The organism is Halomonas sp. 1513 (assembly GCA_001971685.1).
Classification (GTDB): Bacteria; Pseudomonadota; Gammaproteobacteria; order Pseudomonadales; family Halomonadaceae; genus Franzmannia.
Genome location: CP019326.1, coordinates 323,846 through 344,423 on the forward strand (window position 1 = coordinate 323,846; position 20,578 = coordinate 344,423).

At 64.0% G+C, this 20,578-nt stretch carries 17 protein-coding genes and 2 pseudogenes; 14 read left to right on the top strand and 5 right to left on the bottom strand.

Annotated features, from left to right (window positions below; all coding sequences use genetic code 11):
- Positions 1-10: 10 nt before the first annotated feature.
- The 4 genes and pseudogenes from BWR19_01575 to BWR19_01590 form a co-directional block, all read right to left on the bottom strand.
- A complete protein-coding gene (locus BWR19_01575) occupies positions 11-469 on the bottom strand; it encodes a universal stress protein UspA (GenBank protein ID APX91738.1) in 459 nt (152 codons plus the stop codon).
- 64 nt (positions 470-533) lie between these two features.
- Entirely contained in the window at positions 534-2,129 is a 1,596-nt protein-coding gene (locus tag BWR19_01580) for an antiporter (GenBank protein APX91739.1), read from the bottom strand.
- Between the two features lie 277 nt (positions 2,130-2,406).
- A complete protein-coding gene (locus BWR19_01585) occupies positions 2,407-3,072 on the bottom strand; it encodes a two-component system response regulator NarL (protein ID APX91740.1) in 666 nt (221 codons plus the stop codon).
- 81 nt (positions 3,073-3,153) lie between these two features.
- Positions 3,154-5,016 (bottom strand): annotated as a pseudogene (locus BWR19_01590) (nitrate/nitrite sensor protein NarX).
- 134 nt (positions 5,017-5,150) lie between these two features.
- Here BWR19_01590 and BWR19_01595 point away from each other — a divergent pair.
- The 11 genes from BWR19_01595 (at position 5,151) to BWR19_01645 (ending at position 18,472) form a co-directional block, all read left to right on the top strand.
- Positions 5,151-6,419: a hypothetical protein gene (locus BWR19_01595; GenBank protein APX91741.1), complete on the top strand. Its 1,269-nt coding sequence runs from the start codon at positions 5,151-5,153 to the stop codon at positions 6,417-6,419.
- A 212-nt stretch (positions 6,420-6,631) separates the two neighbouring features.
- Positions 6,632-10,414 (top strand): nitrate reductase subunit alpha, encoded by a 3,783-nt coding sequence (locus BWR19_01600; protein ID APX91742.1) that lies wholly within the window; start codon positions 6,632-6,634, stop codon positions 10,412-10,414.
- Positions 10,411-11,991: a nitrate reductase subunit beta gene (locus BWR19_01605; protein ID APX91743.1), complete on the top strand. Its 1,581-nt coding sequence runs from the start codon at positions 10,411-10,413 to the stop codon at positions 11,989-11,991. Before BWR19_01600 ends, BWR19_01605 begins: the two co-directional genes overlap by 4 nt.
- Positions 11,984-12,763: a nitrate reductase molybdenum cofactor assembly chaperone gene (locus BWR19_01610; protein APX91744.1), complete on the top strand. Its 780-nt coding sequence runs from the start codon at positions 11,984-11,986 to the stop codon at positions 12,761-12,763. The genes BWR19_01605 and BWR19_01610 overlap by 8 nt, the downstream gene beginning before the upstream one ends.
- Before the next feature lie 13 nt (positions 12,764-12,776).
- Entirely contained in the window at positions 12,777-13,466 is a 690-nt protein-coding gene (locus BWR19_01615) for a respiratory nitrate reductase subunit gamma (protein ID APX91745.1), read from the top strand.
- Positions 13,467-13,478: 12 nt separating this feature from the next.
- Positions 13,479-14,300, top strand: a complete 822-nt coding sequence (locus BWR19_01620; GenBank protein ID APX91746.1) for a peptidylprolyl isomerase — start codon at positions 13,479-13,481, stop codon at positions 14,298-14,300.
- Positions 14,301-14,496: 196 nt separating this feature from the next.
- Complete coding sequence (locus tag BWR19_01625) at positions 14,497-15,090, top strand: molybdenum cofactor biosynthesis protein B (protein ID APX91747.1); 594 nt, start codon at positions 14,497-14,499, stop codon at positions 15,088-15,090.
- Positions 15,087-16,340, top strand: a complete 1,254-nt coding sequence (locus BWR19_01630; protein APX91748.1) for a molybdopterin molybdenumtransferase MoeA — start codon at positions 15,087-15,089, stop codon at positions 16,338-16,340. The genes BWR19_01625 and BWR19_01630 overlap by 4 nt, the downstream gene beginning before the upstream one ends.
- Positions 16,300-17,043, top strand: a complete 744-nt coding sequence (locus BWR19_01635) for a cyclic nucleotide-binding protein (protein APX91749.1) — start codon at positions 16,300-16,302, stop codon at positions 17,041-17,043. The genes BWR19_01630 and BWR19_01635 overlap by 41 nt, the downstream gene beginning before the upstream one ends.
- A 47-nt stretch (positions 17,044-17,090) precedes the next feature.
- On the top strand, positions 17,091-17,486 hold the full coding sequence (locus tag BWR19_01640) for a zinc-binding protein (protein APX91750.1): 396 nt from the start codon (positions 17,091-17,093) through the stop codon (positions 17,484-17,486).
- Positions 17,483-18,472 carry a cyclic pyranopterin phosphate synthase MoaA gene (locus BWR19_01645; GenBank protein APX91751.1) on the top strand — a complete coding sequence of 330 codons (990 nt, stop codon included), beginning with the start codon at positions 17,483-17,485 and terminating at the stop codon, positions 18,470-18,472. Before BWR19_01640 ends, BWR19_01645 begins: the two co-directional genes overlap by 4 nt.
- A gap of 343 nt (positions 18,473-18,815) precedes the next feature.
- Here the strand turns inward: BWR19_01645 and BWR19_01650 are convergent, their stop codons facing one another.
- Positions 18,816-19,097, bottom strand: coding sequence for a hypothetical protein (locus BWR19_01650; GenBank protein APX91752.1), 282 nt, complete (start codon positions 19,095-19,097; stop codon positions 18,816-18,818).
- 379 nt (positions 19,098-19,476) lie between these two features.
- Between BWR19_01650 and BWR19_01655 the strand changes: the two genes are divergently transcribed.
- The 3 genes and pseudogenes from BWR19_01655 to BWR19_01665 all read left to right on the top strand — a co-directional run bounded on the left by BWR19_01655 (position 19,477) and on the right by BWR19_01665 (position 20,361).
- Positions 19,477-19,689 (top strand): hypothetical protein, encoded by a 213-nt coding sequence (locus BWR19_01655; protein ID APX91753.1) that lies wholly within the window; start codon positions 19,477-19,479, stop codon positions 19,687-19,689.
- A 16-nt stretch (positions 19,690-19,705) separates the two neighbouring features.
- A complete protein-coding gene (locus BWR19_01660) occupies positions 19,706-19,888 on the top strand; it encodes a hypothetical protein (GenBank protein ID APX91754.1) in 183 nt (60 codons plus the stop codon).
- 269 nt (positions 19,889-20,157) lie between these two features.
- Positions 20,158-20,361 (top strand): annotated as a pseudogene (locus BWR19_01665) (hypothetical protein).
- The last annotated feature ends 217 nt before the right edge of the window (positions 20,362-20,578 follow it).

Genomic DNA, 20,578 nt, shown 5'->3' on the forward strand with positions numbered 1-20,578 from the left:
TGCGTCCGTCTCATGGGCTCGGGAAGATCAGCAGCGGCACCTCGACGCGTCTGGCCAGGAAAGAGCTGACGCTGCCGAAGGTCATGTAGTCGAGCTCATCGACGAAGTAGCTCAGCGATTGCGCGATAATGCCCCCGTCGGGCTTCTGGCTGTGGCGAGCTATCACCAGCAGGTCGGGCTGGAGACTGCGAGTCGCATGAAGCAGCTGCTTGCGGGCGTCACCCTCCGCCATGTGGGTCTGCACGGCGAAGCCTTCGTTCTCGGCGAATGTCTTCGCTTCTGCCAAGGCTGCGTGCAATTCCTCGACCTCCTCCTGGAAGAGATCCTCATTGGCGTCGGTGGAGTGCCGGGGGTTCTCGGCAACGGCAACAAGCATCAGCGTCGGGACATTGCAGCGGAACATCTCCACGGCCTGGGCCAAGGCGAGCTTGGCGTTACGCGAGCCGTCATAGGCGAGCATGATCTTCATGGTGCACCTTGCGTGTGTAGGGGGGAGGCGACCTAGGCGGCCGCCTTGCCGAATGCAGGAATTGTCATGGGTTCTTCACGTAGGCGTTCTTGCGCAGGTAGAACCACCAGTTGATCACCAGGCAAATCGCATAGAAGGCTGCGAATCCGTACATGGCAACCTCGGGGGATCCCGCCCGAATCTGGTTGCCGATCATCACCGGCGCGATAAAGGAGCCGTAGCCCGCTACTGCAGCCGTCCAGCCCAGCACCGGTCCCTTTTTCTGGGCATCGAAGATGAAGCCGATGCTGCGGAAGGTGGAGCCATTGCCGATACCGCTGGCGGTAAACAGGACGATGAACAGCAGCATGAATATCCAGAAATACGGGTTGGGGTCGGCGGCGTTATAGGCCAGCATCATCACGTAACCGGCTGCGATAGCGGCGACGACCATGACGATGGTGATGACCTGTGTGACAAATGAGCCGCCCAGCTTGTCCGAGACCCAGCCGCCGATGGGGCGAACCAGGGCGCCAATAAAGGGGCCGATCCAGGACCAGGTCAGCGCGCTGGGGGCATCGGGGTTGGCGACGCGAGTCACACTGCCGTCTGCGGCAACCTCGACCAAGCTGCCGAAGATGATAGTGATAGAGAGCGGTAGCGCCGCTGAGAAGCCGATGAAGGATCCGAAGGTTAGGATATAGAGCAGGGTCATCGACCAGGTATGCTTGTCCCTGAAGATGGCGAACTGCTTCTGAATATTTGGCTTGATATCCTCGCCGGGCAAGAGTCGCAGCATGACGAGCGTCAGCACAACGGTTAGCGGAAGCGCAAGCCACATGTTGAGCCATTCAAGTGCCATTAGACCAAGCACGGTGGCCAGTATTCCGACGCCATAGAGGCCGAGGATCTTTCCAAAAGCCTGCAAGGGAGTGCCCGGGTTTGGAGTAATGGGGCGCAGGTTATTCATGCCGAACCAGCCAGCGAATGCCAGTGGGATCAGGAACAGTAGCCATACGAATCCGGCATTCTGGATCCAGGTGTCGGTGCCTGCTTCTATGCGACCTATCAGGGTGCCGCTTGAACTCTCAAGCGCCAGGGGGGCGCCGGCAATAGCACCGAAGAGGCCCACTGTCATCACCAGCGGTACTAGAATCTGCATGGTAGTGACCCCGAAATTGCCGAGGCCTGCATTCATGCCAAGGGCGTAGCCCTGCTGGCTCTTCGGATAGAAGCTTGAGATGTTGCTCATCGAACAGGCGAAGTTGCCGCCACCGATTCCGGAGAGCAGGGCCATTGCCTGGAATATCCAGAAGGGCGTTTCTGGGTTCATCAAGGCGATGCCGGTTCCCAGGGCGGGGATCATCAATAGTGCGGTGGTCAGGAAGATCGTGTTGCGCCCACCGGCGATACGGATCATGAACGAGGCCGGAATGCGCAGAGTGGCACCGGCGAGGCCGGCAGTAGCGGTCAGAGTGAACAGCTGGTCGGTGGTGAAGGGAAAGCCAAGATTTTGCATCTGGGTGGTGATCATGCCCCACATCATCCAGACAGCGAACCCCATCAGCAGGCTGGGAATGGAGATCCACAGGTTGCGGTTGGCGACCCGTTTGCCCTCCCTTTCCCAGAACTCCTGGTTCTCGACATCCCAGTGTTCGATGTCGGCATTCTTCCTGGTCATGGCGTACCCCCTTGATGTACAGCGCAGCGCTCGCAGTGCCAGATACCGGTTGACTGGTATCAAGGCATGGAGCTTTGGGGGGAAAGATACGCCTGTGTACGGGGGGGCGAAACGTGGCGAAAAGCGCCAGATTAGGGCGGTATACCTCCAGGGAGGTAGCAGGGGTTAATTGCCAGGTTTCTGTATTTAAAGAAGTTTCATTGTGATGTCATTAGCCGGGTGGGGCGCGGCGGCGCCCGGGGAATATTTGGAGGTATCCATACAGAACCGTCGGCGGCTAGCGGTCGATGCCTTCCTGTACCGCCCACACGGCTGCTTCCACGCGAGAGCGCAGGTTGAGCTTCTTGAGTAGATGCTTGACGTGGACCTTTACCGTGCCTTCGGTGATATCCAGCTTACGGGCGATCATCTTGTTGGAAAGGCCGCCAGCCAGCTCGCGCAGTATTTCGCGCTCGCGCTGAGTCAGGCTGTGTATATCCGGGGCGGCGGGCTGGTTGCGCTGGCTGCGCAGCGCCTCGGCGAGCAGGGCGGTGAGGCTCTCGCTGATGACCATGCGCCCCAGCGAGGCCTGGCGTAGCTGGCGAATCATCTCCTCGGGGTCCATGTCCTTTAGCAGGTAGCCGTCGGCGCCTGCCTGCAGGGCATCTACCACGTCCTCCTCCTGGTCGGAGACGGTGAACATCACGACCCTGCCGGCGAAGCCCCTCTCGCGGAGCTGCTTGAGTGTCTCGATGCCGTTCATGCCGGGCATGTTGAGGTCGAGCAGCACCATATCGGGATCGAGCTCCAACGCCAGGCGGATGCCTGCTTCGGGCTCGCCGGCCTCTCCGCTCAACGTCATGTCATCCTCCAGCTCGAGCAGCTGGGAGACGCCGCGGCGCAGCAGCGGATGGTCGTCGATGATCAGGATGCTGGCGGGGGTGTTGGGGGTCTTGGCTGTCATCCTGGTTTATTCCCTGTTCCCATGGTCATCGGTGGTGGGGGTGTCGACCTGCGGGTCGAGCGTCGTGGTGGGGGACGGCGTTTCCACGGCGTGCTGGCTGATGAGCCTTGCTGTCTGCGGAGTGAAGATCAGCGTAACGCGTGTGCCGCCTTCGGGGCGGTTGCACAGGGTCAACTGGCCTCCGAGGGTCTCGGCCCGGTCGCGCATGATCACCAGCCCGTAGTGCATGGGCGGCGAGCTGTCGTCCTCGAGGCCCACGCCGTCGTCCTCGATGACCACATGTAGCTGGGCGGTCCGGAAGGCAACGGATACGGCCGCACTGTGGGCGTTGGCGTGCTTGACCACGTTGGCCAACGACTCACGCACGATCTGCAGTACGTGGATCTCTTCATTGGGATTGAGCAGGTGCGGCGGCAGGTCGACGTCCAGTGCAATGGGGCTTTCCAGCCGCTCGCTGAATTCTGCAACCGTCTGGCGAAGCGCACCGTTTAGACCTGGGCCCTCGAGCTTTAGACGGAAGGTGGTGAGCAGCTCGCGCAGCTGGCGATAGGCGCTGTCCAGCCCGGTACGAAGTTCACCAAATACTTCCCCCTGGGTCGCTTGGGGCACGCCCTTGGCCTGCATGCGCTCTAGTCTTGCGACTTGCATCTTCAGGTATGAGAGCGACTGGGCCAGGGAGTCGTGGAGTTCCCGAGCGATGATAGTGCGCTCGTTCATCAGGGTGACCTGTTGCTGCTCCTCGATACGCCGCTGCAGATATACCGCAGTGGCCAGCTGGTCGGCCAAGGCGTTGAGTAGACGCCTGACGTTGTCGGGCAGCGCGATGTCCTTCGGGTACCACACCTCCAAGGTGCCGAGCATCAAGTCCCCCACGCTGACCGGCAGCAACAGGCATTCGCCAGCTTCGGTCTGCTGGAGGGAGAGGGGCTGGGGGTCGATCAGGCAGGCATGACAGTCATAGTCGCGACAGTACTCGGGGCGGCGTGCCGAGTGGGTGGCGAGTATCGGGATCTGGCGGTCGTCGTAGGGATCGTTGAGGGACAGGCGGATTGGGCCGATCTCCAGCAGCTGCTCCAAGCGCCGCAGCATGGGCGCAGCACTGGCACAGAGGTCATTGCCACCACCGTAGAGGGCGCGGCTGCCGTCGTGCATCACCTGCATGGCGCGGTTGCTGCGCTCCAACTCGGCCTGCTTGCGCGATACCCGCTCCTCGAGCTCGGCATAGCTGGTACCGAGCTCCTCGGCCATGGTGTCGAAGGTGCGTCCCAGCAGGGCCAGCTCGTCGTTACCGGAGAGTTTCGTGCGGTGACCGAAATTGCGGTGAGCGGCTTCCCGAGCCAGCACCACCAGGTGGCGGAGCGGCATCACCAGGTTGTGGCGGATATCGTAGAGAGAGATCACCACCACCACGGCGATCAGCGCCAGGAAGATGATCTGCAGGACGCTGAGCAGCTGAATCTTGGATTCGCTGTTCTGCTCCAGCAGAGTGACCATGACGTCGATTTCGGCGACCAGGTCATCAAGGGTCTCGCGCAGGGCGTCGGAATCCACGCCTCTCCCGTCGGTGGCCTGGGCTACCTGAGGGGCAAGATCCTGCTCCCAGCGTGTCTGGATCAAACGGTGCTGGCGCTGCAGCGAATGGTCCTGAGCCTGGGGCATGGCGCCGGTGAGTTCGGCGCTGACCAGGCGCTGCTCGAAGCGCTCGGCCAGTTCGCTCACCCTGCCGCGTTCCCCAGCGCCGGGCTGCTGCTCGTAGCGCTGCAGGGCGCTGACGATCTGGTAGGTGTTCATGCGCAGCGAGCCGGCCATGTTGATGGCAGCGGCGTCACCGCGGCTGTGGGCAGCCACGATCATGGTGACCACGATGCTGATCAGCGCCATGGCGCTGATGGCCAGCAGCGAGGCGATGATCCGGGCCACCAGGGAGTGTCGCAGGAGTTTCATTGCGCCTCATGATAGTTGGGCCTGGGCCCAGTCTACTACCCCATTGGGGTAAAGCGCATACCTCTTATGCTCCTTTGACCTCGGGGGGCGCGCTCCCGAGACTTTCCCGAGGCCCACACCGATTCCTTACCCCCATGATGACAGCTGCCCAGCAACTCGACCAGGACCCGACCGGCGGCTATCGGCGCCTGGTTGTCGTGCTGCTCTCGCCCCTGGCCTTTGCACTGGTGTTCGCCAGTTGGACCATCTTTGCGGTGCTTGGGGTAGAGCTCAAGGCGCTGCTCGGCTTCGGTGAGGGGCACTTTGCCCTGCTATTAGCCGCGCCCATGTTGATTGGCGCGCTGGCGTCGTTACCTACGGCCCTGCTGGCGCAGAGGTTCGGCGGCCGGCGGGTAATGATTGCCTGCCTGTTGATAATCTGCCCCTTCCTGTGGGGGCTCTCCCACTCCCGCGACTACCACCACCTTCTGCTGGCGGGTGCCGGCCTTGGCCTGGGGGCCGGCTCTCTCGCAGCGGGGCTGGTTTACGTGGCAGGGCTGTGCCCAAGACGCCACACCGGCCTGGCGCTGGGGCTGTATGGCGCCGGCATGCTTGGCGCCGGGCTCAGCTATTTGCTGCTGCCGCTGGTCAGCCAGGCCTATGGCTGGAGAGTCGCACCGCTGATCTACCTGCTGCCGGTGCTGCTGGTGGCCGCCCTGCTGTGGCTGTTTGCCGACGACCGCGACGCTGCGCCGAACCTGACGGAGGAAATGTCGCCGTCTGGCCAGGCGCTGCTGCGCCGCCTGACTTGCTGGGCGCTATGGCGCCTGGCGCTGGTCTACAGCTTCTTCTTCGGCGCCTTCGTGGCGTTGGCGCTATGGCTACCTGCCTACTTCAGCGCCCAGTTTCAACTTCCCCTCAAAGAGGCTGCCCTGGCTGCCTTGCCCTTCACGGTGGCGGTGGGCATCGGTCAGGTAGTCGGTGGTGCCTGGGCAGACCGCCGTGATTTCCGCGCCCTGCGATGGTGGGTCAGCGCCTTCACATTAGTCTGTCTGTTCCTGCTCTCCTACCCCCCCTTCACCATGCAGGTGCAGGGCGTCCACGGCGTGGTCGCAGTGCGCTATGAGGCGCCTCTGTGGGGCTTGCTGTTACTGCTATCTCTGATGGGCGCGGCGATGGGGGTCGGCAAGGGCAGCCTGATGCGTCTGCTGCACCGCGATCACGCAAACGAGATGCCGCTAGTGGGCGGGTTGGCGCTGACCCTGGGTGGACTGTTCGCTGCCCTGCTTCCGCTGATGTTCGTACTCGGCAACGAGTGGGTCGGCATCCGCACGGCGGGCTTCATGTTCCTCTATGCCTCGCTTGTGGTGTGCATGCTGGTAATGATCTGGGACCACGCCAGCGGGCAATCCGGTGCGGCCTGAGCGAGGGGTATATCCCCCTGGTTCGGCGGGCCTATCACCTTGGGGGTAGGGGGGCGGTATATGGAGGTAACCAGGCAGTATTCCACCCTCTGATCGCCCAGAATGCCTCCAAGATTCCTGCCTGACGTTAAGTCCTTCGCACTCGACAAGACGGCAGGCCGGGTGACCCGGGACGGTCACGCCCTACTTTCCAAGAAGCCTGGAGATCGACCATGAGTCACTTCATTGATCGGCTGAATTTCTTCCGCAAGGCGCGCGAGCCCTTCGCCAACGAGCATGGCGAGACTCGCGAGGAGTCGCGCGGCTGGGAACACAGCTATCGTCAGCGCTGGCAGCATGACAAGGTCGTGCGCTCCACCCACGGTGTGAACTGCACCGGCTCCTGCAGCTGGAAGATCTACGTCAAGAACGGCCTGGTCACCTGGGAGACCCAGCAGACCGACTACCCGCGCACCCGCCCTGACCTGCCCAATCATGAGCCGCGCGGCTGCCCGCGGGGTGCCAGCTACTCCTGGTACCTCTACAGCGCCAATCGCCTCAAGTACCCGCTGATCAGAAAGCCGCTGCTCAAGCTGTGGCGCGACGCCCTCGAGGAGAAGAAGGATCCGGTCGACGCCTGGGCCTCGATCGTCGAGGACCCGGCCAAGACCAAGCAGTACAAGCGCGCCCGCGGCATGGGCGGCTTCGTGCGGGCCAACTGGGACGAACTCAACGAGCTGGTCGCCGCCTCCAACGTCTACACCGCCAAGCAGTACGGCCCGGACCGTATCATCGGCTTCTCGCCGATTCCCGCCATGTCGATGGTCAGCTACGCCGCGGGCAGCCGCTACCTGTCGCTGATCGGCGGCGTCTGCATGAGCTTCTATGACTGGTACTGCGACCTGCCGCCGGCCTCGCCGATGACCTGGGGCGAACAGACCGACGTGCCCGAGTCCGCCGACTGGTACAACTCCGGCTACATCATCGCCTGGGGCTCCAACGTGCCCCAGACCCGGACCCCGGACGCCCACTTCTTCACCGAGGTGCGCTACAAGGGCACCAAGACCGTCTCGATCACCCCGGACTATGCCGAGGTCTCCAAGCTCACCGACGAGTGGCTCTCCGCCAAACAGGGCACCGATGCTGCCCTGGCCATGGCCATGGGTCACGTCATCCTCAAGGAGTTCCACCTCGACAAGCCCAGCACGTACTTCACCGAGTACGTGCGCCAGTACACTGACATGCCCTGCCTGGTAGAGCTTGAGGCCCGCGAGGACGGCAGCTATGCCCCGGGCAGGCAGCTGCGCGCTAGCGATTTCGACGCCAGCCTGGGCCAGGCGAACAACCCGGAGTGGAAGACCGTGGCCTGGGACGAGACCCGCGACCAGCTGGTGGTGCCCCGGGGGTCCATCGGCTTCCGCTGGGGTGAGACCGGTGCTGAGGTAGGCAAGTGGAACCTCGAGCCGCTGGACGCCGAGGGCACCGAGATCAAGCCACTGCTGAGCCTCGCCGATCGCCATGACGACGTGGCCCGGGTGGCCTTTCCCTACTTCGGTGGCATCGAGCACGAGCACTTCGAGCATGTCAAAGGCGAAGGCGTGGGAGCCGTCGATGACCTGCTGTTCCACAACCTGCCCGTCAAGCGGATGAAGAAGGCCGACGGCAGCGAGATGCTGGCGGTCACCGTGTTCGACCTGATGTGCGCCAACTACGGCATCGACCGTGGCTTCACCGGTCCCGGCGACGATGACGGTGCGACGTCCTACGACCAGGTTCGTCCCTACACCCCGGCCTGGCAGGAGAAGATCACCGGCGTATCCGCCGAGCAGGCCACCCGCATCGCCCGTGAGTTCGCCGACAATGCCGACAAGACTCGGGGCCGCTCCATGATCATCGTGGGTGCCGGCATGAATCACTGGTACCACATGGACATGAACTACCGCGGCCTGATCAACATGCTGGTCATGTGCGGTTGCATCGGCCAGAGCGGCGGCGGCTGGGCGCACTACGTGGGGCAGGAGAAACTGCGCCCGCAGACCGGCTGGACCCCGCTGGCCTTCGGCCTCGACTGGCAGCGCCCGCCGCGCCATATGAACTCCACCTCCTTCTTCTACAACCACTCCTCCCAGTGGCGCTACGAGAAGCTCGAGATCAAGGAGATCCTCTCCCCGCTGGCCAAGGCCGAGGACTATCCGGGCAGCCTGATCGACTTCAACGTGCGCTCCGAGCGTATGGGCTGGCTGCCCTCCGCCCCGCAGTTGGGCACCAACCCGCTGAGCCTGGCGAAGAAGGCCGAGGCTGCCGGACTGTCCACCCAGGACTATGCCGTTCAGCAGCTCAAGAGTGGAGAGCTGCGTTTTGCCTCGGAAGACCCGGATGCCCCGGAGAACTTCCCGCGCAACATGTTCATCTGGCGCTCCAACCTGCTGGGCAGTTCTGGCAAGGGTCACGAGTACATGCTCAAGTATCTGCTGGGCACCCGCCACGGCATCCAGGGCAAGGACCTGGGCGATTTCGGCGGCCACAAGCCGCAAGAGGTCAAGTGGCATGACGAGGCGCCGGAAGGCAAGCTCGACCTGCTGGTGACGCTGGACTTCCGCATGTCCACCACCTGCCTCTACTCGGACATCGTGCTGCCGACGGCCACCTGGTACGAGAAGGACGACCTCAACACCTCGGATATGCACCCCTTCATCCACCCGCTGACCGCGGCCACCGACCCGGCGTGGGAGTCGCGCAGCGACTGGGATATCTACAAAGGCATCGCCAAGGCGTTCTCCAAGGCGTGCGTGGGGCACCTGGGTGAGGAGACCGACCTGGTCACCCTGCCGCATCAGCATGATTCCCCGGCTGAGCTGGCCCAGCCTGACGTGCTGGACTGGAAGAAGGGCGAGTGCGAGCCGATCCCCGGCAAGACCATGCCGGCGTTGATCGAGGTCAAGCGCAACTACCCCGAGACCTATGAGCGCTTCACCTCCGTGGGTCCGCTGCTGGAGAGCATCGGCAACGGCGGCAAGGGCATCGCCTGGAACACCGAGAGCGAGGTCGCGCTGCTGGGCAATCTCAACCACCGCAAGCAGGACGGCCCGCACAAGGGACGCCCGCAGATCGAGAGCGCTGTCGATGCCGCCGAGATGATCCTGACCCTGGCGCCGGAAACCAACGGCCAGGTGGCGGTGAAAGCCTGGGGGGCGCTCTCCAAGATCACCGGGCGGGATCATACCCACCTCGCGCATCCCAAGCAGGAGGAGAAGATCCGCTTCCGCGACATCGTCGCCCAGCCGCGCAAGATCATCTCCAGCCCGACCTGGTCCGGCCTCGAAGACGAACACGTCTCCTACAACGCGGGCTATACCAACGTCCACGAGATGATCCCCTGGCGCACCGTCAGCGGCCGCCAGCAGTTCTATCAGGATCACGCCTGGATGCGTGCCTTCGGCGAGAGCCTGCTGGTCTATCGTCCGCCGATCGATACCAAGGCGGCCAAGGGCTTCAAGCTGCCCGAAGACAACGGTTACCCGAGCAAGGCGCTGAACTTCATCACGCCGCACCAGAAGTGGGGGATTCACTCCACCTACAGCGACAACCTGATGATGCTGACCCTCAACCGCGGCGGCCCGGTGGTCTGGCTCTCCGAACCCGATGCGGCGTCGATCGGGGTCGAGGACAACGACTGGATCGAGGTCTACAACGCCAACGGCGCCATCGCGGCGCGGGCGGTGGTCAGCCAGCGGGTCAAGGACGGCATGGTGATGATGTACCACGCCCAGGAGCGCAACGTGAACGTACCCGGCTCGGAGATCACCGGGACACGTGGCGGGATTCACAACTCCGTGACCCGGGTATGCCCCAAGCCGACCCATATGATCGGCGGCTACGCGCAGCTCTCCTATAGCTTCAACTACTACGGCACCGTCGGTTCCAACCGCGATGAATTCGTCCTGGTGCGCAAGATGAAGCACGTCGACTGGCTGGATGAAGAGGGCAATGACTACGTGCAGGAGGCGGTGAAATGAAGATTCGTTCCCAGGTAGGCATGGTCCTGAACCTCGACAAATGCATCGGTTGCCACACCTGTTCGGTGACCTGCAAGAACGTCTGGACCAGCCGCGAAGGCGTCGAGTACGCCTGGTTCAACAACGTCGAGACCAAGCCCGGCATCGGCTATCCCAAGGAGTGGGAGAACCAGAACAAGTGGAAGGGCGGCTGGATGCGCCGCAAGGATGGCAAGATCGAGCCGCGCATCGGTGGCAAGTGGCGGGTGCTGGCGAATATCTTCGCCAATCCCGACCTGCCGGAGATCGACGACTACTATGAGCCGTTCACCTTCGACTACCAGCACCTGCACACCGCCAAGATCGGCAAGCATCAGCCGGTGGCGCGTCCGCGTTCGCTGATCTCCGGTGAGCGCATGAAGAAGATCGAGTGGGGGCCGAACTGGGAGGAGATCCTCGGCACCGAGTTTGCCAAGCGCCGCAAGGACATGAACTTCGAGAAGGTGCAGGCCGATATCTACGGCCAGTTCGAGAACACCTTCATGATGTATCTGCCACGGCTGTGCGAGCACTGCCTCAACCCCACCTGCGTGGCATCGTGCCCCTCCGGCGCGATCTACAAGCGCGAGGAGGACGGCATCGTCCTGATCGACCAGGACAAGTGCCGCGGCTGGCGGATGTGCATTTCCGGCTGCCCCTACAAGAAGATCTACTACAACTGGAAGACTGGGAAGTCCGAGAAGTGCATCTTCTGCTACCCGCGCATCGAGGCCGGCCAGCCGACCATCTGCTCCGAGACCTGCGTGGGGCGCATCCGCTACCTCGGCGTGCTGCTCTACGATGCCGACCGTATCGAAGAAGTGGCCAGCTCCCCGGATGAGCGCGACCTCTACCATCGCCAGTGCGAGATCTTCCTGGATCCCAACGACCCGGAGGTGATCGCCCAGGCCAAGGCGGACGGCGTACCGGACAACGTCATCGCCGCCGCCCAGGCGTCACCGGTCTACAAGATGGCCATGGAGTGGGGGCTGGCGCTGCCGCTGCATCCGGAATATCGCACCCTGCCGATGGTCTGGTACGTGCCGCCGCTCTCGCCGATCCAGTCTGCTGCCGAGGCGGGCAAGATCGAGTTCGACGGCGTGATGCCCAAGATCGAGTCGCTGCGCATTCCGGTGCGCTACCTGGCCAACATGCTCACCGCCGGCGAGGAGGCCCCCGTGGTGCTGGCGCTCAAGCGGCTGATGGCCATGCGCCTGTATATGCGCGGCAAGCACGTCGACGGCAAGCCCAATACCGAGGTGCTCGATGACGTCGAGCTCTCTGAGGCCCAGGTTGAAGAGATGTATCGCTACCTGGCCATCGCCAACTACGAGGATCGCTTCGTGATCCCCACCAGCCATCGCGAGATGGCGACCGAGGCCTTCCCCGAGCGTGGCGGCTGTGGCTTCAGCTTTGGCGACGGTTGCCACGGCGAGAGCAAGCCGAGTCTGTTCAACGGCCGGCCCCAGACCACCACTCTGGTCAAGCCAGTGGAATCCTATGATCCGCAGCACGAGGGGCGGCGCGAAGAGCAAGCAGAGGAGGTGCGTCATGACTGAGGCCGCGATGAAGATGGCCGAGCCTGTCGTCGGCATGCGCAGCCTGCGCGTGCTGGCCCGTCTGCTCGACTACCCCACCCCGGCGCTCCAGGCGGCGGCCGGCGAACTCATCGACATCATCGACCAGGAGCGCCGCCTCGCGGCGCCCCTGCGCACCGCCCTGATGGACTGGTGCCAACGCATCCATGACGGCGACTTGCTGGAGTTGCAGTCCGAGTACGTGGCGCTGTTCGACAAGGGGCGTGCGACCTCGCTGCTGCTGTTCGAGCACGTCCACGGCGAGTCACGTGATCGTGGCCAGGCGATGGTCGACCTGATGGACGAGTATAACGCCGCGGGCTTCGAGCTCGATGCCCGCGAGCTGCCGGACTATCTGCCGGTGTTCCTTGAGTACCTATCTACTCGCTCCGAGGAAGAAATCGGCCGCTGGCTGGGCGAGATCCGCCATATCCTTGGCCTGCTCACCGCGCGTCTCGAGGAGCGCGGCGCCGATCATGCCCTGGTGCCGCGTGGGCTGCTGGCGCTGATCGGTGCCGAGGCCCAGGCCGAGGCCCACCGCGAGGCGGTTCAGGCCGAGGAGCCGGACCACACCCCTGAGGCGCTGGATGCCGTCTGGGAAGAGGAGGCGGTGCGCTTTTCCGCCAAGTCCGATGAGGATTGCGCGCTGCAGTCCGCCGAGGGCCGCCGCCTGGCCGAGCGCAAGCAAGGCGTGCAGAGCGAGGCCGTTCGCATTCTCTCACCCGAGGCGATGCCTTCGGTGAAGGGCCGTTAACAGGAGAATCACCATGTCTGCGATTGGTACCTATCTCGACCACCTGATCTACGGCTACTACCCGTATCTGGTCGGCACCGTCTTCCTGGTCGGCAGCCTGCTGCGCTATGACCACGGTCAGTTCACCTGGAAGACCGGCTCCAGCCAGATGCTCTCGTCGAAGCACATGCGCCTGGGCAGCAACCTCTTCCATATCGGCATCATCGTGATCTTCTTCGGTCACCTGTTCGGCATGCTGACGCCGCACTGGGTCTACTCGCCCTTCCTGCACGCCGGCACCAAGCAGCTGCTGGCCATCGTGGTGGGCGGCATTGCGGGCGCCATGTGCCTGGTGGGCGGTGCGATGCTGCTGCATCGTCGCATCTTCAACCCGCGGGTGCGGGCCTCCTCCAGCACCATGGATACGGTGATCCTCGGGCTGATCGTCTTCCAGGCCTTCCTGGGCATGATCACCATCATCTTCTCGCTGGGCCACATGGATGGCGAAATGATGATCACCCTGTCGAGCTGGGCCCAGGCCATCGTCTTCTTCGGCGGCGGCGCTGCCCAGTACATGGACGGTGTCTCCTGGATCTACAAGCTCCATATCTTCCTCGGCCTGACCATCATCCTGCTGTTTCCCTTCTCACGCCTGGTGCACGTGTGGAGCATCCCGCTCGGCTATATCACGCGTCGTTACCAGCTGGTGCGTAAAAAAGGCTAAGGAGTCATCACCATGCAGATGATCGAGATCGAGCAGATCCCGGGGGGCGCGAGCCCCCCTCCCATCCGGGTCGGCGGCGCCACCATCGAGGAATCCGCCATCGCCCAGGAGATGCAGTATCACCCGGCGGACTCCGCGGGTACCGCTCAGCTCAAGGCGGCCCGGGCGCTGGTGGTTCGCGAGCTGCTTAGCCAGCGTGCCGCGGCACTGGGCCTCGGCGACGATTCTGGCGACGCGCTAGACGAAGGCGATGCCGCGATTGCCGCCCTGCTGGAACAGGAGCTGGACGTGCCGGCACCCTCCGAGGAGGACTGCCGCCGCTTCCATGCCGCCCATGCCGAGCGCTTCAGCGAGCCGACCCTCGTGAAAGTGCGCCATATCCTGCTGCCGGCGGCGCCGGATGACGCCGAGGCCCGGGATGCCGGCTATCGCCAGGGCGAAAAGCTGCTCAAGGGCCTGGCCGAGATCCCCGAGCGCTTTGCCGAGTTCGCCATGCGCCACTCCGCCTGCCCCTCCAGGGAGCAGGGCGGCGAACTGGGCTGGCTGGCGCCGGGCCAGACCGTGGCCGAGCTGGACCGCGCCCTGCAGCACCTGCCCGAGGGCCTGCACGACCGTCCCCTGGCCTCGCGCTACGGCTGGCACCTGGTGGCCGTCGACGAGCGCGTCGAGGGGCGCGCGCTGCCCTATGAGCAGGTCGCCGAGCGTGTGCGACACAGCCTTCGCGAGCAGTCCACTCGCCGAGCCCTGCGCCACTACCTGCTGGTGCTGGAGTCGGAGATCGGCGTCGAGGGGGTGGCCCTGGATGATGACGCCGCCGGCAGCCTGATGCAGTAGAAATGCCTGCGCGGGCGAATCGCTGTGTTGCAAGGCGCTGGAGCGCCAGCCCGGTCGAATCCTCACCTAGAAACCACTAGGCTCCGGTTGCTGCGCGCCTTGCGCCTTGCGCTTCATCCCGCTCGGCGATTTCTACACCTTGCTGATATTTCATATGCATGTTGCCGCCCGATCTGCGGGCGGTCAGGAGGACCCCATGGCCCACGTTCACGCTAACACCGCCTTCGCCCCGCTGGGCATCGCCGTACTGACCGTCTCCGACACCCGCGGGTTCGATGAGGACGGTAGCGGTGACCTGCTCAGCGAGCGGCTCACTGAAGCCGGCCACGCCCTGGTGGAGCGGCGTATCGTCCCCGATGACGTCTACCGTATCCGCGCCGTGGTCTCGAAGTGGGTGGTGCGTGACGATATCCAGGTGGTGCTGGTCAACGGCGGCACCGGCTTTACCCGGCGCGACACCACGCCGGAGGCGCTCATGCCGCTGTTCGACAAGGCCATCGATGGCTACGGCGAGCTGTTCCGCCAGCTGTCGCGGGAGAGCATCGGTACCTCGACGGTTCAGTCGCGTGCCGTGGGTGGGGTGATCGACCGGACCCTGGTCTTTGCCATGCCCGGCTCACCGAAGGCTTGCGCTACCGCCTGGGACGGCATCCTGGCGGCTCAGCTCGATGCCCGCACTCGGCCCTGCAACTTCGTGGCCATGGTGCTCCCCGAGGCGGCCCAGCGCTGCGCCAGCCGTCAGGCTCCGGCCGCAGAGCACGAGGCGTACCGCCAGGCGGTGGAGTCATGAGCGGCTGCGGCTGCGCCGAGGTCGTCACGTCGGGCCTGCTGGACCTCTTCGATGCCCGCGGGCGCATGATCGCGGCGGCCCGGCCCGTCACCGGCAGCGAACGGGTGGCGCTGGCCGAGGCCGCCCGCCGGGTACTGGCCGAGGATGTCCGGGCGGCTCTGGACATGCCTGGCGTCGACAACAGCGCCATGGACGGCTACGCCCTGCGCCTGGCCGAGCGCTCTGACCAGGGCCTGCCGGTGGCGCTGCGTGTTCCCGCCGGGGCCGGCGTGATGCACCTGCCGGCGGGGAGCTGTGCGCGTATCTTCACCGGCGCGCCACTACCGCTGGGCGCCGATGCCGTGGTGCCCCAGGAGCGCGTGACCCTGGATGACCGCGGCCGCATGCACATCGAGGGCGAGCTCACCGAGGGGGCCAATATCCGCCGCCGCGGCGAGGAGACCCGAGAGGGCGAGCTGCTGCTGCCCGCGGGAGCGCGTCTGGACGCAGCGGCCATCGCCCTGCTCGCCAGCCACGGCATCGACGAGGTGGTGGTGGTACGCCGCCTGACGGTAGCGCTGCTCTCCACCGGCGACGAGTTGATCGAGCCCGGCACCGCCCGGGTGCCCGGCCAGGTCTACGACAGCAACCGCGCGCTGCTGCGCGCCCTGCTGGATCAGGCCGGCTGCGAGGTGCTCGATCTGGGGGTGATTGCGGACGCTCGCGTTGATCTGCATCAGGCTTTTGGCCTGGCTCGCGACGATGCCGATCTGGTGATATGTACCGGCGGAGTATCGGTGGGGGAAGAGGATCATGTGCGACCGGTTATCGAACGGCTGGGTGGGATTGCCTTTCACGGCGTGGCCATGAAGCCCGGCAAGCCTTTCGCCCTCGGCTACCTGGGCGATTCGCTGGCCGACGGTACGCCGTTGATCGCGCTCCCCGGCAACCCGGTGGCATCGCTGGTGGGTTGGCAGCTGCTGGCGCTACCTTTCGTGCAGATTCGCCAAGGCGGCGAGGCGGGCGCGCTGCAGCGCTTCCCGGTCACCGCTGGCTTCTCCCGGCGCGGTCCCAAGGGACGGCGCGAGCTACTCCGGGTGGTGCTCGACTGGGCGCCGGGAGCGCCGGTAGCCCATCTGGCCGGCGGCCAGGGCTCGCACATGCTCAGTGCGGCGAGCCAGGCGCATGGCTATCTGGTGGTCGATGCCAATCAACATGTGGAGGAGGGCCATGCCTACCAATACTGTCCCATCGCCCAGTTCCTCGACTGAGCGGCTCTTCACCCCTTGCAAGCTGCGCAAGCTGGTAGTCGGGGTGCCCTGGCTAGCAGACCTGGGCACACAAGAGGTCGATGCGCTGCTGGACGCGTCGGAGCTGCGAGCCCTGGCACCGCGTGAATGGCTCTTTCGTCAGCAGACCCCGGCCGACTGGCTGCATATCGTCATTAGCGGTGCTACGCGGCTGGTGCGCGTCACCGGTGTCGGACGCACGGCAACCATCCGCTGTGTGGAGCGCGGCGGCACCCTTGGCGAGCTGAGCATGGTCTCCAGTGCCGGCGTCTATCTCTACTCATCCCAGGCGCTGCTGCCCACCCACTTGCTATCCATTCCGGCGCCGCTGTGTCGTGACATCATGGATCGCCAGCCGACCTGTCGAGCCGAGTTCATGAGCCGCCTGGCGCTGGAGCTCACCGACCGGCTGGAAGATTTGGCGCAGCTTACGCAAGGCGACGCCATGTCACGATTGATTGGCTATGTGCTGCGTCAGCTGCCGTCGCATCGCTCGAAAGCCCCGCGGGTGATTCGACTGACCATTCCCAAGCGCTGGCTGGCAGCGCAGCTTTCCATGTCTCCCGAGACCTTGTCGCGTCTGCTGGCCAAGCTCCGCGACAGTGGCGCCATCAATATCGATCAGCAGCGGCTCACCGTGCTGGATGAGCAGAAGCTGCGCGAATTCATGATGACCGACGGCTGAGCTCATCTTATCGACCGGACTGCCGTTGCTACTCCCTGGAGGCCGAAATGTCCCGATCCGCGAGCAACCCCCGCACCCTGATCTACTCCTGCTCCGGCTGCTCCGACGTGGCCCAATTGGCCAACGATGTGGCGCTGCGCCTGGACCACGCTGGCGTGGCCGAGATGTCCTGTATCGCCGGTGTCGGTGGCGGGGTGCCAGGCCTTACGCGCATCGCACGCTCCGGGCGGCCCATCGTCGCCATCGACGGCTGCCAGATGCACTGTGCCAGCCACTGCCTGGCCAATGCCGGCGTCACTCCGACCGAGCATGTCAAGCTATACGAGCGCGGACTACGCAAGCGGCGTGGCCAGCGCTACGCGGAGGAAACCGTGGCCGAAGTGGCGTCCGAAGTAGGGGAGTTAATTGCCCGCTTGCCGATGGGTACTGAGGTCCGCGAATGAATAAGCTCGTCGACGGCTTCGGCCGCACTATCCGCTACCTGCGACTCTCGGTCACTGATCGTTGCGACTTCCGCTGCGTCTACTGCATGGCCGAGGAGATGACCTTCCTGCCGCGTGCCCAGACACTGACCCTGGAAGAGATGACCACTCTGTGCGGTGCCTTCATCGATCTGGGCGTGGAGAAGATCCGCCTCACCGGCGGCGAGCCGCTGGTCAGGCGTGGTATCGAGACCCTGGTGTCCAAGGTTGGCGCGATGGAGGGGCTTGCCGACTTCGCCATGACCACCAACGGTGCCGGCCTGAGCAGGTACGCGCATGCCCTGCGCGAAGGGGGGCTAAAGCGCCTCAATATCAGCCTGGACACCCTCGATCCGAACCGCTTTCGCGCGCTCACCCGCAGCGGTGACCTGATGAAGGTCATTGACGGCATTCGTGCCGCCCGTGAGGCCGGCTTCGAACGCCTCAAGCTCAACGCGGTGATCCTCAAGGGGCGTAACGACGACGAGATCCTCGACCTGGTCGAATTCGCGCGCCAGGAACGAGTCGACATCAGTTTCATCGAGGAGATGCCCTTGGGCGAGGCCATCGGCCATGATCGCGCCGCGACCTTCTGCTCGAGCGATACGGTGCGTGGCATCATCGAGTCGCGCCATACCCTGGTGCCTACCACCGAGACCACCCTCGGCCCTTCACGCTACTTTCGCATGGCCGATAGCGACTCGCGGGTCGGTTTTATCTCGCCGCACAGCCACAACTTCTGCGACGCCTGCAACCGGGTTCGGGTCACCGCCGAGGGGCGCCTGCTGCTCTGCCTCGGCAACGAGCATTCGGTGGACCTGCGCGCCGTGCTGCGCCGCCATCCCGGCGATGGCGAGCGCCTCAAGGAGACCATCGTCGCCGCCATGGCGAAGAAGCCCGAGCGTCACCACTTCACCACCGATGGTGACGTTCAGGTAGTACGCTTCATGAGCATGACGGGGGGATAGCCGATCTGCTGCTTTCAGGAGACGAGAGCGCCTGAAGGCCGGCGGGCTAAAAGCCGGAAGCAAAAAAGCCGATACCCTTTCGAGTATCGGCTTTTTCGAAGATGGTAGCGGGGACCGGATTTGAACCGATGACCTTCGGGTTATGAGGCTGATGAGAGGGTGTGGTGTTACCGTGTGTCAATTGCCGTAATTTGTCTCAAGTGCCCGTATTCATAGGGGTCTAGATGGTTTTGGTAGGTGGCTATAGGGGCGATTGGGATCAATTTCGAGTCACAGTTTCTGTCACAAAAATTAAGTTGAAATTACTGGCAAAAATGACTGTAAGGCTGCAAAGGGCGATGTGCTACGGCCCATCTGCCAGTCTATTTGTGTGTTTGGCCACCTTGGCCTTGGTGAGCTGAGTGTCGGCCAACTTCGCGGCTTCCTCGCGTACATCTGTGGCCGGCATGATCGGGCGGCATCCTCCCGTGCGATCTCGGGATCTGACAGGGGGCCGCTCCCGGTTCAGGCTGTGCTCTACTTCATCGATTAGCGACCGGAAGCCCGCACCGAGGTCATCCAGTTCGTGGATCGGCTCCACCAGATACTTGATTGAGCGAGCCAACCGATCGAGTTTCCACACCACCAGGGTGTCGCCGTCGCGCGGGGTACGCAGGCAAGCCCGCAGCTTGGGGCACTCTCGTATAGGGCGACAATTACTCTGGCCGGCGGGCGAGAACTATTGTGGCATGTTGCCCTAAGCTGACCGCTTTTCCCGATCCACCTGGGAGCCGCTACGGCGGTCACCAGCCAACAGATCCTGCGCTATATGCCCCAACGTCAACAAGGCCACACCCAGGAGGCTGCCGCCACCACGGCACTGGCGAACCCGACCCTATCACTTCGCCGATATGTTGAAGACCACGATCGTCCCCCCACCTTGCCACCGCACGAGCCTGCGGATACTTACCCAGCAGCGCCGAGTTAAGGGTTGGCTAGCTGCGCGCGGCCCGGACCAGGAGGTGATGTTCGCACAAACCCATGGTCCCGAGCTGCGAGCCATCTCAGACTTCACCGAACTCAAGGGGATCGTCACTAGCGTGGCAGTGGAGCCGCTTGATCACTGCCTATACCACCTCTGCCTGGCCAAGAGCGGCTTGGGTGATGTACGGGTGGTGCTCGGGGGTGAGAGCCTCGTATTCTGCGCCATCGTGACCGACCATTTCGAGCCAGTGTGATCGCCAATTCCGATGCATGACGACGACCCACAGTAACCCGAGCCGCGGCCATGAAAACGCCAGTGTCGGGTCGCCGCATGGCCACTTAAAGCGGCGCCTGCAGCAGCGGCTGGCGCTGTTCGGCTTCGAGGACTTCGTCGCCCTCGGCTACTACCATGCGTTCTTCGACAAGGTAGCCAACGCGATCAACTGCCGTTAAGTGGCCCGCATCACAGTGCCCACCTGAGGGACCCGTTGGAGACCCGCGCTTGGGCCCAGAGCTGGCACCTGCCACAAACTCTGGCCGCCCTGTGCTAGCGCGAACTGTCCGAGCGTGGGAGACGCCGGCTGGCCTGTCGCCTCAAGAAGGCCCGGTTTCCGGTGGTCAAACGCTGGTGACCTTTGAGTTCGGGGCGATCGCGGCCGAGCAGCGACGGCAGCTGAGCGTCCTGGCCGGCGACACGCAGTGGGTCTACCAGGCCCGCAACCTGCTGCTTTTCGGGCCCCCGGCGTTGGAAGGGCCACATGGCGGCCGGGCTTGGCAATTCAATGGTCGACCAGGGCTACCGGGTGCGTTACGACACTGCCACGGGCCTGGTCCAGGAGCTCCAGGCCGGCAAGCAGGGCCTCCGCCTGCGCGACGCACTCATCAAGCTCAACAAGTACACCGTGCTCGCGACCGATGACATCGGCTAACTACAACTCAGCGAGGCCGAGGCGTCGCATACTCCCGCTTGGTATCGGTGACACGCTCCTCGAAGACCTGCTCACAGCCGGCCTACTCAAGGGCGTCACGCTACTGCTGAGGGTTCTGATCCTGATGCTGACTCGGGTATAGCCGATGATCATGTAAGGTCTTCTTGCTGTGTATTGAGATAGTCAGATGGCGGTTGAACATCAGAGAGCACGT